This window comes from Streptomyces sp. NPDC002209, assembly GCF_042890265.1.
Lineage (GTDB): Bacteria > Actinomycetota > Actinomycetes > Streptomycetales > Streptomycetaceae > Streptomyces.
Window position 1 is genome coordinate 188,656 of the sequence record NZ_JBIARX010000009.1, and the last position, 13,203, is coordinate 201,858.

General features: G+C 72.4%; 13 protein-coding genes and 1 pseudogene. 6 read left to right on the forward strand and 8 right to left on the reverse strand.

All coding sequences use genetic code 11. From position 1 onward, the window contains the following. The first annotated feature begins 231 nt into the window (after positions 1-231). Together ACFYXK_RS19920 and ACFYXK_RS19925 are read left to right on the forward strand one after the other, a co-directional pair. On the forward strand, positions 232-648 hold the full coding sequence (locus ACFYXK_RS19920; protein WP_389412304.1) for a hypothetical protein: 417 nt from the start codon (positions 232-234) through the stop codon (positions 646-648). A gap of 71 nt (positions 649-719) precedes the next feature. Further along, positions 720-974, forward strand: a complete 255-nt coding sequence (locus ACFYXK_RS19925) for a winged helix-turn-helix domain-containing protein (protein WP_389412305.1) — start codon at positions 720-722, stop codon at positions 972-974. 74 nt (positions 975-1,048) lie between these two features. On the opposite strand, the pseudogene ACFYXK_RS19930 reads toward ACFYXK_RS19925, so the two are convergent. The 3 genes and pseudogenes from ACFYXK_RS19930 to ACFYXK_RS19940 all read right to left on the reverse strand — a co-directional run. Continuing rightward, positions 1,049-1,453: pseudogene (locus ACFYXK_RS19930) on the reverse strand (sensor histidine kinase); the annotation flags it as partial. 189 nt (positions 1,454-1,642) lie between these two features. Continuing rightward, the gene (locus ACFYXK_RS19935; protein WP_389412306.1) at positions 1,643-2,344 is read right to left on the reverse strand and encodes a sigma-70 family RNA polymerase sigma factor; all 702 of its coding nucleotides are present in this window, start codon (positions 2,342-2,344) and stop codon (positions 1,643-1,645) included. A gap of 134 nt (positions 2,345-2,478) precedes the next feature. Then, positions 2,479-3,264, reverse strand: a complete 786-nt coding sequence (locus ACFYXK_RS19940; RefSeq protein ID WP_389412307.1) for a hypothetical protein — start codon at positions 3,262-3,264, stop codon at positions 2,479-2,481. Positions 3,265-3,556: 292 nt separating this feature from the next. Between ACFYXK_RS19940 and ACFYXK_RS19945 the strand changes: the two genes are divergently transcribed. Beyond that, positions 3,557-4,672, forward strand: a complete 1,116-nt coding sequence (locus tag ACFYXK_RS19945; RefSeq protein ID WP_389412308.1) for an MFS transporter — start codon at positions 3,557-3,559, stop codon at positions 4,670-4,672. 118 nt (positions 4,673-4,790) lie between these two features. On the opposite strand, the gene ACFYXK_RS19950 is transcribed toward ACFYXK_RS19945, so the two are convergent. After that, positions 4,791-5,999: an acyl-CoA dehydrogenase family protein gene (locus ACFYXK_RS19950; protein ID WP_389412309.1), complete on the reverse strand. Its 1,209-nt coding sequence runs from the start codon at positions 5,997-5,999 to the stop codon at positions 4,791-4,793. 143 nt (positions 6,000-6,142) lie between these two features. Here ACFYXK_RS19950 and ACFYXK_RS19955 point away from each other — a divergent pair, with 143 nt between their 5' ends. After that, the gene (locus ACFYXK_RS19955) at positions 6,143-7,933 is read left to right on the forward strand and encodes a CoA transferase (RefSeq protein WP_389412310.1); all 1,791 of its coding nucleotides are present in this window, start codon (positions 6,143-6,145) and stop codon (positions 7,931-7,933) included. Continuing rightward, a complete protein-coding gene (locus ACFYXK_RS19960) occupies positions 7,930-9,609 on the forward strand; it encodes a class I adenylate-forming enzyme family protein (RefSeq protein WP_389412311.1) in 1,680 nt (559 codons plus the stop codon). Before ACFYXK_RS19955 ends, ACFYXK_RS19960 begins: the two co-directional genes overlap by 4 nt. Before the next feature lie 490 nt (positions 9,610-10,099). On the opposite strand, the gene ACFYXK_RS19965 is transcribed toward ACFYXK_RS19960, so the two are convergent. The 4 genes from ACFYXK_RS19965 to ACFYXK_RS19980 form a co-directional block, all read right to left on the reverse strand. After that, on the reverse strand, positions 10,100-10,909 hold the full coding sequence (locus ACFYXK_RS19965; RefSeq protein WP_389412312.1) for an ABC transporter substrate-binding protein: 810 nt from the start codon (positions 10,907-10,909) through the stop codon (positions 10,100-10,102). Next, a complete protein-coding gene (locus tag ACFYXK_RS19970) occupies positions 10,867-11,739 on the reverse strand; it encodes a metal ABC transporter permease (RefSeq protein ID WP_389412313.1) in 873 nt (290 codons plus the stop codon). The genes ACFYXK_RS19965 and ACFYXK_RS19970 overlap by 43 nt, the downstream gene beginning before the upstream one ends. After that, positions 11,739-12,374 carry a metal ABC transporter ATP-binding protein gene (locus ACFYXK_RS19975; RefSeq protein ID WP_389412314.1) on the reverse strand — a complete coding sequence of 212 codons (636 nt, stop codon included), beginning with the start codon at positions 12,372-12,374 and terminating at the stop codon, positions 11,739-11,741. The genes ACFYXK_RS19970 and ACFYXK_RS19975 overlap by 1 nt, the downstream gene beginning before the upstream one ends. Before the next feature lie 135 nt (positions 12,375-12,509). Further along, positions 12,510-12,719 carry a heavy-metal-associated domain-containing protein gene (locus ACFYXK_RS19980; RefSeq protein ID WP_389412315.1) on the reverse strand — a complete coding sequence of 70 codons (210 nt, stop codon included), beginning with the start codon at positions 12,717-12,719 and terminating at the stop codon, positions 12,510-12,512. A 260-nt stretch (positions 12,720-12,979) separates the two neighbouring features. Here ACFYXK_RS19980 and ACFYXK_RS19985 point away from each other — a divergent pair, with 260 nt between their 5' ends. After that, a complete protein-coding gene (locus tag ACFYXK_RS19985; protein WP_389412316.1) occupies positions 12,980-13,195 on the forward strand; it encodes a hypothetical protein in 216 nt (71 codons plus the stop codon). Positions 13,196-13,203: the final 8 nt, after the last annotated feature.

A 13,203-nucleotide genomic window follows, 5' to 3' on the forward strand; every position in this document is an offset into this window, starting at 1 on the left:
GGCGACCGCGTGCCGGTCACCCGTCGCACAACACATGAGCCGTCCGGCTCTCCGGTGTGGGGATACCGGGCCGGACGGCTCGCGTGTTTCCGTCATCAGCTCCTGTTCGGGGCACGGGTGCTGCTCGGGAGCCGCGCCGACTGCTCCCGTTCGGCAAGTAGTTGCTAATGTGGCAAGTAGATGTCGGGCTGGCATGTGCAGGGTGCCCGGCGATGACGGGAGGGGTTTGCCATGCATGAACAGGCCGATGCAGCCGCATCGTTGAAGGGGATCGCGCGGATCGAGGGGACCGTGCGGGGGAGCAGCGGCTGGTATGCCGGGTACCTCTGGCTCTTCGCCGTGTGGCAGCTCGTCCTCGTTCCCGCGGTGCTGCTGTGGCACGGGAGGACGGGGACGCTCGTCAGCACGCTGGCGAACGCCCTTGTGGTCATGGGGCTGTCCCTGTTCGCCACGCGGCAACCCGTAGTCCCGCGCGGCTACGGAGGCAGGCACCTCAGGGTGATCGGAGCCTGGGCGGTTGCCTACGTCCTGACCCTGGTGCTCGGGTACGCCGTCTTCCTGGACAGCGTCGCCTTCGCGACCGCGGCTGCTCTCGCGTGTGCGATGCCGGCAGCTGCAGCAGCCTGGCGGGAGAGGCGTGCCGTATGACGCCGACAGCGGTGGGCGCAGGGCAAGGACCTCACCCGCGGCACGGGCTCGCACCCTTGCTGGCCTCGGCCGTGCGTCTGTCGATCGTCGCGGCTCTCGCCGGTGTGGAGAAGGCCGAGTTCGCCTACGTGCGGGATCTGGTGGAGATCACCGACTCTGCCTTGTCGAAACAGGTCTCGCGCCTGGAGGAAGCCGGCTGGGTGACGGTCGAGAAGGGGCAGGTCGGACGTCGGCCGCGGACCTGGCTGTGTCTGACCGAGGAGGGGCTGGCCGTCTACCGGCGCCACGTCGCCGCGCTTGTGGCAATCGCGGGCCCGCTGCACTGATACGGCGACGATCGCACGGCCGCGCGGTGGCCGGCGGTCGTCGGGCCCAAGTGTCCCTGCCGGTTGGCTCGTCGTCAGGTGACCGCAGACGTCGGGAGCTTCGGTGATTTCGGAGGGACGTTCCCCGCTATGGGGAGGGTGATGACCATGGTGAGGCCGCCGCACGGGGTGTCCTCGGCGGTGAGGGTGCCTCCGATGGCCTCGGTGAAGCCGCGGCCTACGACGAGGCCGAGGCCGACTCCGGTGCCGCGCGGGGCGTCGCCGTGGCGCTGGAAGGGTTCGAAGATGCGGTTCTTGGCTTCGTCCGGGACGCCGGGCCCTCGGCCGACGACGCGCAGTTCGACGCGGCTGGCGAGCGCGCCGGCGGAGACGTGCACGGGTTGGCCGTCGGGGCTGTACTTGGCGGCGTTCTCGACGATGTCGGCGACGGCCCGCTCCAGGAGCCCGCGGTCGACGGCGACCATCGGCAGGGCCTCGGGGCATCCTGGCCGGCCGCGTACCGGCGGACACGGTCCGCCGTCATGAGCGGGCGCTCGAGACCCGAGCCTCCATCCTGCGCAGCGGCTGACCAGGCTCAGGTCGCCGTCAACCCCCCACACGTGGTGCGGGAGGGGATGCCCCGCCGCGCGTGTGCGCGTCACCCCCTCCCGCCTTCATGACCCCACGGTTCAGCCGAGCAGTGCCATGTCCGTACGGGCTCGCTGGACGACGGCCCGGCTTCGGCCGTGGGGCTGCGCCGTCGGGCACTCCCGGCCGGCCGCCGGTGTCTCCGCATCCGTCAGGAGCGCGATGAGCGAGGTACGGGCGCGGGCCACGCGGGAGCGGACCGTGCCGATCGGGCACCCGATGGCCTCGGCCGCCTCGTTGTAGGGCAGGCCCAGGAGCTGGGTGAGGACGAAGGCTTCCCGGCGCTCGGCGGGAACGGCGGCCAAGAGCTCGGCGAGGGCGATGCCGTCCTCGAATCCGGGGACGCCGCAAGGCTGGGCCTGTTCGGCGGCGGTCTGCCAGTCGTCGCGGTCCGACAGCCTGGGGCGGGCGGCGGAGTGGCGGATGCTGTCCACGACGGTGCGGCGGGCGATGGACAACAGCCAGGTGCGTGCGGAGGAACGGCCCTCGAAGCGCCGGAGAGCGGGGATGGCGCGGAGGAAGACGTCCTGAGTGAGGTCGTCGGCTGCCTGGGGGTCGGCGCTGAGGAACGCAACGTACCGCCAGACGTCGCGCTGGAGGGCGCGTACGAACCGGTCGGCCTTCTCGGGGTCGCCGTCGCGTGCGGCGAGCGCGAGTCGGGTCACGGCTTCGTCGCTACCGGGGGTGTGCCAGACCGTTTTCGGTTCGGCGGGATTCTGGCGGGTGCTCGGGGCAGGGGTCATCGCCACAAGGTCCTTACGCGTGTGGTGTCCGGCGTCGCAGTCGGCGGGCCGGTGAGGAGTACGGCCTGCCGGAGGGCATGGCCGATGCCCGAGGCGCGACAGGGATCACCTGCGCGTGCTCGGGGAGCCGGCTGTCAGATGACAGCGGTTCCCGCGGGCGGACCCCTTGAGGTGATGACGTCGCTGAGGCAGAGCTGCCGCAGCGGGCTGCCGTCGCGCTCGCGGCGAGCACGCAGCGGTGGCTGGTGCGGTACCCGCGACGGGGTGAGGAGCAGCCGCAGCGGTGTCCACAGCCATGCCGCGAAGGTGCGCAGCAGCTGGAAGGCGGCCTGTTCGCCGTACGCGAGCCAGAGTCCGGCGATCACGGCGGCCAACAGGTGCGCCGCCAGCATTCCGGACGGCGACATCAACATGCCGGCCATGGCGTGAGCGTCCGGCACGGGGGTGCCCGCCGCCGCGTCCGACATCCCGTGCATCGCGTGGTGGGCGTGAGTGCCTGCGTCCACCACGCCCGTTGTTCCGGGCGGGGGTTGATGCGCCATGCCGCCGAGGCCGGCATCATCGACCAGACGCGCGGCCTGGGACGGGGACATTTCCGTGTCCCCGCACGTCAGGTACTGCGCCCACTGCTGAGCGAACGACCGGCCGGACGCGAGCGGTTGGCCGAGTGACTGGACCAGGGAGAACCCCGCGTGGAGTGCGGCCTGGACGGCGATCGCCACCGCGGTGACGGCGAGCAACCCGCGCTCGGTGCCGGCCAGCGCCCAAGCGAGGGCGCAAGTGCCGACGAGCGCGGCCGCCAGGGCCCACCCGGGGACGGGCGTTCCCGACATGAGCACGTGACCGGTGGCCGCGAGCAGCACGCACAGGGCTGCGAACATCGCAGCCCGTACGGCTCGGGAACAGTGGCCTGGCGTCATGGCGGGCTCATCCTCGCACCCTGATGGTGAGCCGTGCACCGGGGTGCGCACCATCTGAGTGGTCCCCGTCCGGATCCTGCTCCGAACCCGGGGAGTGTGGTGCGGGCCACAAGGAGGCGCGGGAACTGGCCGGGCGGCTCGACCGACTGACTTCGCATCCGGCAGTTGCGATGAGCCTGAGAAGGAGACGGTTGTGCCAGCGGAGGAAGCAGTGACTGCTGCGCCGGAAGGGACGAAATTCCGCGCGGGCCGACAGCTCACCGGGCTCCTGACCGCTGCCATGGCCTTCTCTATGCTGCAGTTGTTCCTGCTCGGCGCACTCGGGCCGCGCCTCGTGGACGAGTTGGACATGTCTCCCGTAACTCTGGGGCTGACGACCACGATCGGGTTCGGTACGGCAGCCCTGCTCTCGCCGGCCGGCGGCCGGATCGTGGACCGGGTGGGACCGCGGCGCTCGCTGGTGGCCCTGCTCCTGATCTCCGCCGTGGCGCTCGCGTTGATCGGTGCGGCCCCTGACACCGGTCTGCTGCTGGGTGCGGTCGCGCTGGGTGGGGTGCCGCAGGCACTGGCCAACCCGGCGACGAACAAGGCGATCCTCGCCGCGGTACCGTCCGCCCGCCGTGGCGCGGTCACCGGCATGAAGCAGTCCGGTGTCCAACTGGGGGCGTTCGCGGCCGGACTGCCGCTCGCGGCCCTCGCATCGGGGCTGGGGTGGCGCGGCGCCGTCTGGACGGCGGCGGGTGCGGCCCTGTTGACCGGGCTGTGGGCGTTGCGCGCCCTGCCCGCCGATCCACCGGTCGCACCGGGTGGTTCCCGTACCTCACTCGTCCCGCGCGGGGCGGTCGCATGGCTGGCGGTGTTCTCGCTGTTCCTGGGCTGCGGCATAGCCTCCGTGAACACCTACCTCGCGCTGTTCGGCGCACGGCAACTGGGGCTGGGGCCGACCGCGGCCGCCGCCCTGGTCGCCGTGCTGGGCATGACGGGTATCGCGGGCCGGGTCGGGTGGTCGAAGGCGGCGCGTCCGGGCCGGGCCGAGTGGCTCCCGGGGTGGCTCGCCTGCGGGGCGCTCGGCGCGGCGGTGCTCCTCGCGGCGGCGGTAGCGGTGGGGCCGCTGGTGTGGCTCGGCGCGGTCGCGGTGGGGGTGTTCGCCGTCTCCGGCAACGCCGTCACGATGGTGCTCGTGATGCAGCGGGCCGCACCCGGTCGGGCGGGCCAGGATTCGGCACTGACCGCGGCAGGCTTCTTCGCCGGGTTCGCGGCGGGCCCGCCGCTCTTCGGGCTGCTGGTGTCGGACGACCGGTACGGGACGGGCTGGCTGCTGGTGGCGGCCGAGTTCGCCGTGGCGGGCGCCGTCGCATTCGTCTGGGCCGTACGAGACCGCCGTGAGCGGGCGGTCCGGTCCGAATGATCGCCACCGACTGGGCCAGTCGGAGGCTGCTTCGGCGCACTTGCACGGGCCCGACCGCCTCGCGGAGGCTGCCGAACAGCTCCTGTCCCAGGGGGGATTCCTGGCGGGCTCGTGGACATCACCCGCGTGTAGGGGACCGTGCGGCGTAGCCGCGCAGCACGCGGCGGGCCACGGACGTGATGTGCAGTTCGTCCGGGCCGTCGAGGATCCTGGCGGCGCGACCGCTGCGGAACAGCGCCGGCAGCGGAGTGTCAGGGCCGAGTCCGGCGGCGCCGTGGACCTGGATCGCCGAGTCCGCGACCTGCTGGAGCATCCGCGCGGCGGCGACCTTGGCGAGTCCCACCTCGACGTGGGCGCCCTGTCCGGCTGCGATCAGCGTCACCGCCTCGTGGACCAGGGGACGGGTGGTGCGCAGGGCGAGGAGGGCGTCGAAGACGTGCTGCTGGACCAGCTGGTGGTCGGCGAGCGGTCCACGGGATCCGCTCCGGGTGGCGGCCCGTTCGCACATGAGGTCGAAGGCCCGCTGGGCCTGGCCGAGCCAGCGCAGGCAGCGCAGCGTCCGCCCCAGCTGCAGGCGCTCCCCGGCGACGGCGAGCGCCTGGCCCGCCTCGCCGACCACATGGTCAGCGGGCACCGGGACCCGGTCGAGCTCGATCTCGTACTGCCCGGCCGCACCGAACACCGGGAGTTCACGGACGACGCGGAAGCCGGGGGAGCTCGTCGGTACCAGGAGGAGCGACAGCCCCTCACGGTCCCCGGCGGAGCCCGAGGTGCGGGCCAGCACGGTGACCAGGTCGGCGTTCGCGGCTCCCGAGGTGAACCACTTGCGGCCGGTGACCGACCAGCCGCCGTCCGCCCGCGGTTCGGCCCGGGTGGCTGTCTGGAACGGGTCCGTGCCGGGCACACCGGGCTCGGTCATCGCGTAGCAGGTGCGGATCTCCCCGGCGACCAGGCGCGCGAGGTACTCGTCCCGGATGCGATCGCCGCCGTGGCGCGCGAGCATCGTGACGTCGAGGAGGGGAGCGGAGCCGAGCGCGGCGGGCCCGTGATCGCTGGCGCCCTCGGCCTCGGCCAATGCGGCGTACGCCCCCAAGGCCAGGCCCCCACCGCCCAGCTCCTCGGGAAGGGGCAGTGCCCACAGTCCCTCCTTGAGGGCACGGACACGCAGCTCGCCCATCGCGGCTCTCGCATCGGCCCCTCCCGCGTCCAGCGCCGGCTCACACGGGATCACTTCGTCCTGGATGAAACGGGCGACCTGCTCACGCAACGGGGCCGCGTGCGCGTCGTGTGGGGTGTACGCGGTGTCGGCTGCGCCTGGATCTATCACTGCTTTTCTCCAGATTTCCGGGAACTCATGGGAACGGTTGTCCGACTGTCTGTCCGTGGAACTGGTCGGGCGTGCGTGCTCCCGGGTTCCCAGGATTCGGAAACGTCCCGGCGCGGCCACCGCCGCGCCAGGAGAGGAGAGGCATGGCGTCACCAGCAACCACGCAGACGGTCCGGCCGCTCGACACACTGCGCTTCGACACCTCGGGGCCGCCGCAGATCACGAGCGTCGTGGCGGACCGCCTGCGGCTGCTCGGCGCACAGGGCGAGGCTGCGGGACCGGGCGAGGCCGCCGGGCAGGACGACCCGGCGGGGCACGTCATGATGAGCGGCGCGGGATTCGAGCCGGTGCACGCGACCACCGGCTGGGGCGGCCCGAAGGCCGGCCTCGTCGACGAGGCCACCGTGCAGGCCGCCACCGGCGTCATGGGCGTCCACGGCCGACGGGACGGCGGCCCGCGCGGTCTGGCGGTCGACTACACGGCCACCGCCACCGCCGTCCTCACCGTCCAGGGCCTCCTCGCGACCCTGATCGGGTCGGCCCGCGGCATCCGGCCGCAGCAGGTCACCACCAGCGCGGACCGGGCCGGACTGCTCGCCGTGTCCCAGTACCTCGCCGCCGCCGGGGCCGACGAGGGAGAAGCGTCCGAACTCAGGCCGGGCGGCCCGCCCTTCACCTCCGCCGAGGGCACCCTGTTCGAGCTGGAGACACTCGACCCCGGGGCCTGGGCCGCGTTCTGGAAGGCCCTTGAAGCACCCGCCGACGCGATGCGGGCAGGCTGGCGCCCCTTCCAGTTCCGGTACGCCACCGCCTGCGCTCCCTTCCCCGCCGCCCTGCACACGGTGACACGTGCCCACTCCATGCCACGGATCCGGCAGGCCGCCGCGCTCTCCGGCGCGGAGGTGTGCGTCCTGCGCACGCTGGCCGAGCGGGCCGCCGAACACGACGGAGCCGCACCCTGGTCCCTGCGTCTGCTGGAGCCCGGTGCCAAACCCGGCGCAGCGGCTCCGTCCTCCGGCCTGCCGCTGGCCGGGCTCGCCGTGCTGGAGGCGGGCCGCCGGATCCAAGCCCCGCTCGCCGCGCACCTGCTCGGCCTGCTCGGCGCCGAGGTGATACGGATCGAGCCGCCGGGCGGGGACCCCCTGCGCGGCATGCCCCCGGCCTGCTCCGGCATCTCGGCCCGCTGGCTCGCCCTCAACCGGGGCAAGAAGGCCGTGGAGATCGACATCAAGGCGGAAGCCGACAGGTGCCGCCTGCGGGAGATGGCCGCCGAAGCCGATGTCTTCCTGCACAACTGGGCGCCGGGCAAGGCGGGCGAACTCGGCCTCGACGCCGAGGACCTGGCCGCGGTCAACCCGGGCCTGGTGTACGCGTACACCAGCGGCTGGGCCGACCGACTGGCCGACGCACCCATGGGTACGGACTTCATGGTCCAGGCCCGCACCGGCGTGGGCGAGGCCGTCCGCCCCGAAGGCGAACCGCCCGCCCCGTCGTTGATGACCCTGCTCGACGTCCTGGGCGGACTCACCGGAACCGAGGCCGTGCTGGCCGGCCTCCTGCTGTGCGAGCGCACCGGGCACGGCGTGCGCGTCGATTCCTCCCTGCTCGGCGCGGCCGACACCCTGACCGCACCCGCCGTGCGCCGCGCCGCCCGCGGCGAGAACCCGAGGCGACCCGCCGGATTCCGGCGCCCGCTGCCCACCGCCGACGGCTGGATCGCACCCTCCGACACGTGCGCGGCAGCAGCCGCCGCCCACGACCTGCGCGAACTCTCCACCCCGGACGCCCTGTCCCTGCTGGCCGGACAGGGCCTGACCGCCACCGCCGCCACCACCGACCTGGCCGACCTCCACCACGACCCGCGCTTCGCCGGCTCGATCAGCCGCGACGCGCACGGTGCCCCTGCCGTTCCCGACCCTTGGAGCTTCAGATGACCGTCGTCCTGCACGACTTGCTGCCCGCGGAGCTCCGCCGCTCCTGGGTGGTCGACGGCACCTGCCCCGACCTCGACCTCTACAGCCTCTTCCGGGCACGACAGATCGCGAACCTGCACGCGACCGCCGTCCTCGACGACAAGGGCAAGCTCTGTTACACCGCCCTGGACCGCAATGTGCGATGTCTGGCCGTCGGCCTGCGTGACCTGGGCATAGGCCCGGGCGACGTGGTCGGCGTACAACTCCCCGACAACCGGAGCGCCGTCATCGCCGACCTCGCCATCGCGGCCATCGGCGCGATCGCCCTCCCGTTCCCCGTCGGCCGCGGCGTCCTGGAGGCCGAATGCCTGCTGCGCCGGGCCGAGGCCGTCGCCGTCATCGCCGCGACCGAACACCGCGGCTCCCACCACGCCGCCGACCTGCTCACCCTGGCCCCCTCGCAGCCCGCGTTGCGCCACGTGATCGCCGCCGGTCCCGGAACCGCCCCCGAAGGCTCGGTCCCCTTCTCGCAGCTCCTGCGCTCGGACGCCACGGCGTTCACCCCGGCCCGGCCGGATCCCGACAGCGCGGCCCGCATCCTCGTCTCCTCCGGCTCCGAGGCGGAGCCGAAGATGATCGCCTACTCCCACAACGCCCTCGCCGGTGGGCGCGGCAACTTCCTCGCCTCCCTCATGCCGGACGGGACGCCCCCGCGCTGCCTGTTCCTCGTTCCGCTCGCCTCCGCCTTCGGCTCCAACGGCACCGCGGTGACCCTTGCCCGGCACGGCGGCACCCTCGTCCTGCTCGAGCACTTCACCCCCGAAGCCGCTCTGGCCGCCGTACGGGAGCACGAGCCCACCCACGTCCTGGGCGTGCCGACCATGATCCGCATGATGCTCGACCGGCTCGACGCCGACGGCGGTGTTCTGCCCACCCCCACGGCCCTCGTCCTGGGTGGTGCGCCGCTGGACGAGACCACGGCCAAGGATGCCGCCCGTGCCTTCGGCTGCCCCGTGGTCAACCTCTACGGATCCGCCGACGGGGTCAACTGCCATACGGGCCTGGCCCATCAGGTGCCGCCCACGGACAGCACCGGCGTGGTCGCAGGACACCCCGACCCCCGCGTCGCGGAGATCCGCATCGCCGATCCGGACACCCACGCACCGCTGCCCGACGGCACCATCGGGGAGATCATCTCGCGCGGCCCGATGACTCCGCTGTGCTACGTCGCCTCGCCGCAGCTCGACGCCCGCTACCGCACGCCGGACGGCTGGGTCCGCACCGGAGACCTCGGCCTCCTCGACGAGGAAGGCACCCTGCACATCGTCGGCCGCCTCAAGGACATCGTCATCCGGGGCGGCGCCAACATCAGCCCCGCCGAGGTGGAGCGCGAGCTGGCGTCCCATCCGCTGGTCCGCGACGTGGTGTGCGTGGGCGTACCCGACCCGGTCATGGGGGAGCGGCTGGCCGCCTGCATCGTGCCCCGCACGGCCAAGGCCCCCGTACTCGGCGAACTCGGCGCCCACCTGGCCTCGCGCGGCCTGGAGCGGCGCAAGCACCCCGAGCGCCTGCTGGTGGTGGCGGCGTTGCCGTTGACCCCGGCGGGCAAGCCCGATCGGGCCGCCCTGCGTGAGCGCCTGGCCGAACCGGTCGCGCTCGACCCCGTACGCCCGGCTCCGTTCGCGCAGGCCGGATGACATGCGGGCCCGGGCAGCTCGCCGCTGCCACCACGTGCGGTACCCCCACAGCGTCACCAGGATCAGCCCCGGCGCGATGACGGCCGGCACGATCCGGTTGACGATGCCGAGCAGCACACCATGTGCCCCTGCACGCCGAGCTTGCCGAGCTCGGCCGGCAGCGGGCAGTCCGCCCACCGGGTGTGCGAGCAGGAAGAGCGGGCCCAGCGCGAGCCGGACACCGGTCGCCGCGTGGAAGCTCCGGGTCCGCCGGACGCCACGGGCATCGCGGTCGGGCAGCAGGACTCATCCAGCGCTTACGGGCTGCTGGACGACCCGTGTACGGGGCACGCTGCCGACCCGGTGGCCGCGCATGTGCCTGCCGGAAAGTCAGCGCGAAGGCAACAGCGGCCGATGAATCGGGTACGAAGTGCATCCCGGGGCGGGGCGCACGCACCGCCCCGGGACTTCACGGCTCTTCGGCTCTACGGCGCGCTCCGCGCCGCCCGGATCACGAGGCCATGGCCTTCTTCAGCTCGGCCGCCGCGTTGCGGTAGACCGGAAGCAGGTCGAGGTCCTCGCCGGGGTAGTTGACGATCTTGATCTGCTTGGCGCCGGAGTCGGGCAGGACCGTGCCGGTGGACATGTGGGCGTTGTCCAGGACGATCGCCGGCTTCTTCGCGGAGAGCTCGGCGAGCTGCGCCGGGGTCACGGCTTCCGGTCCGAAGGTGCCCACGGGGGTGGCTCCCGCGAGCTTCGCGGCCCAGGCGGTGAAGACCTGGGTGACGACGGAGGGGCTCTTGCCGCCGGGCCAGGCCGCCTGGACGTCCTTGTTCAGCTTCGCGTACTCGGTGTCGAAGCCGGTCTTCCACTGCGTGGCGGCGTCCGCCGTGCCGAAGAGGGCTCCCAGCTTGTCGACCTCTGCCTTGACCTTGTCGGGGTCGTTGTCGAGGTTGACCTCGACCAGCTTCGCCTTCGAGCCGGCTGCCTCCTTGATCTTCGCCGCGTACGGCTCGAAGGGCGCGTACAGCACGAAGTCGGCCTTGGCGACGGCGGCGAGGTCCGAGGGCTTCGGGTCGTAGTCGGGGGCGTGGTGCACCGACAGCGGGACGATGACCTTCACGTCCTCGGCGCCCGCCGCCTTGGCGAAGGCGCCCTCCCAGCTGGTGGTCACGACCACCACGGGCTTGTCCTTCTTCGCCTCGCTGGCGCTCCCGGCCGGTGCCTTGTCGGAAGAGGTGTCACTGCCGCACGCTGCGGTCAGGAGGAGTGCTGCGCTCAGTGCGACGAGGGCAGGGATACGGACGCGGGTGCGCGCCATGAGCTGATTCTCCGTTCGGGTATGAAATGCACGGCGAGGACGAGGGCCCCCGCCGTCAGGACGAGGACGGGCCCGGGTGGCCAGTCCAGCCACAGGGCAAGGAGGAACCCCGTCAGGTTGACGACGACGCCGATGCCGATGGCCCACAGCGTGATCGACTTCAAGGAGCTGCCCAGGCGACGGGCCGCGAGCGCGGGCAGCAGGGTCAGGGCGTCGACCAGCAGCGCACCGGTCAGCTTGATCGCCCCGGCCACGGCGATCGCGACCAGGACGAGCAGGGCCGCGGTCAGGGCCCGAACCGGTACGCCGGAGCACTGGGCGAGCTCACGGTCGTAGAGGAGCAGGCCGATCTCGCGGCGCCGCCACCAGAACAGGCCTGGTACGGCGACGGCCAGTACGCCGAGGACGATCAGATCCGGCGTTCCGACCGACAGGATCGACCCCCAGAGCAGTGCGAAGGCGCCGGACGCGTTGACGCCGGTCACCGCGAGGAGGAGCAGCGCGGCCGCGATGGCCAGGCTCATCAGCAGCCCCATCGCCCCGGACAGCCCGTCCGGGGTACGGGCGAGCGGTGCGACGCCGGCTCCGGCCAGGGCGCACGCGACGAGCGCGCACAGCATGGGATCGAGTCCGGTCAGCAGGCCGACGGCGATCCCGAGCAACGCGACGTGCATCATCGCGAACCGCACCGGCATGATGTCGAGCCCGACGATCACCACCCCGATCACCGGCAGCCCGATGGCGGCGAGGAGCAGGGCGATCCCGGCCCGCTGCACGGGGACGAGCTGGAACAGCGCGCCAAGGTCGGCGGTGGCCAGGTTCACCGGCATCAACGAACTTCCCGCAGCCGGCCGGCCGCCATTTCCAGCACGCGGTCACAGCGCTCCGCCAGAGTGCGGTCGTGCGTCACCACGACCAGCGTCACCGGCAGCGACGTCAGCACGTCCGCAGCCTCTTCCTGCCCGTCGAAGTCGAGGGCGGCGGTCGGCTCGTCCGCCAGCAGCACCTGCGCCCCGGCGGCGACACAGCCGATCGCCCTGGCCAGGTACATGCGCTGCAACTGGCCGCCCGAGAGGGTGTGCAGGGGCCGCTCCGTCAGCTCCGCGACACCGAGCCGGTCCGCCGCCTCGGCGGCGTCCACGGGAGCGGTACTGCTGGCCAGCAGCTCGGAGCCGAGCAGCGGGAACCGGCCCGCCGCGGGCTTCTGCGGAATCCAGGCACACGCCCGCCGCCGCCACGCCCACTCCGCCGGCGAACCGGTACCCCGCCCACCGACCGTGATCGAACCCGAAACCTGCCGGTGGAGTCCGAGCACGGCCCGCAGGAGCGTGGTCTTGCCCGAACCGTTGGTCCCGGTCAGCGCCACTCGCTCGCCGGCCGCGATCTCCAGATCCACATCGGCGACCGCCTCCACGCGGCCATGCCGGCAGGCCACCTGACGCATGTGAACATCCAGCCCGCCCATCACACCTACCTCGATCCTTGCGTAGCAGCAGGGCGCGAGAGGATTCCCGACCGTCGCCCACGCCGCAGTAGTCGGACGGCGGGCGCTCCGAGTTCCCCCGGGCCGGCAATCGGTGGCGACCCTTCTCGGCTGCGGTCAGGGAGCATCGGTGACGCCGTAGCCCGCCTCGGCGATCGCCTCGCGAATCAGACCGTCGTCGAGGGGCGCGCCTCCCACCGTGACGGCGTTCGCGCCGAGGTCCACGACCACGCGGCTCACCCCGGGAACCGCGGAGACCTCCTTCGTGATGCGGTCGGCACAGTGGCCACAGGACATGCCGTTCACCTGGTACTTCTGCTCCGTCATGGCGTCACTTCCTGGTGCGGATGGCGATGGGCCGGACATCGTGGTCCGGCGAGCTCTCTCACGTAGTCGTACGGGGACCCGTTCTGGTTTCCGTCACTTCCCGACCACTGGAAGCAGTGGAAGCACGAGCGACTCCACTCGTGCTCCCGCAACGCTTCGATCCGGAGCTTGCAGCCGACACCGGACGGGCATTCCCCTGACATCCGGGTCGCAGAAAGCCGTTCTACGACCGCGGACGCGTACGGAGAGAGGCGCATGCAATGACCGACATCAGTTCCCTGCAGCCCGTGGCGACGTTCTGCGGCAAGTGCGACTGCGGATGCCCGCAGCTGTTCATCGACGAATCAGCCCCTGCGGACCGCAGGGTCGTGATCACCGACGACTTCGGCCAAAAGGTCCAGATGAGCGCCGACCAGTTCGGCTCCATCATCGAGGACGCCAAGGCCGGCAAGCTGGACTCCGTCGCCGTCGCGTGAGCCGCGGG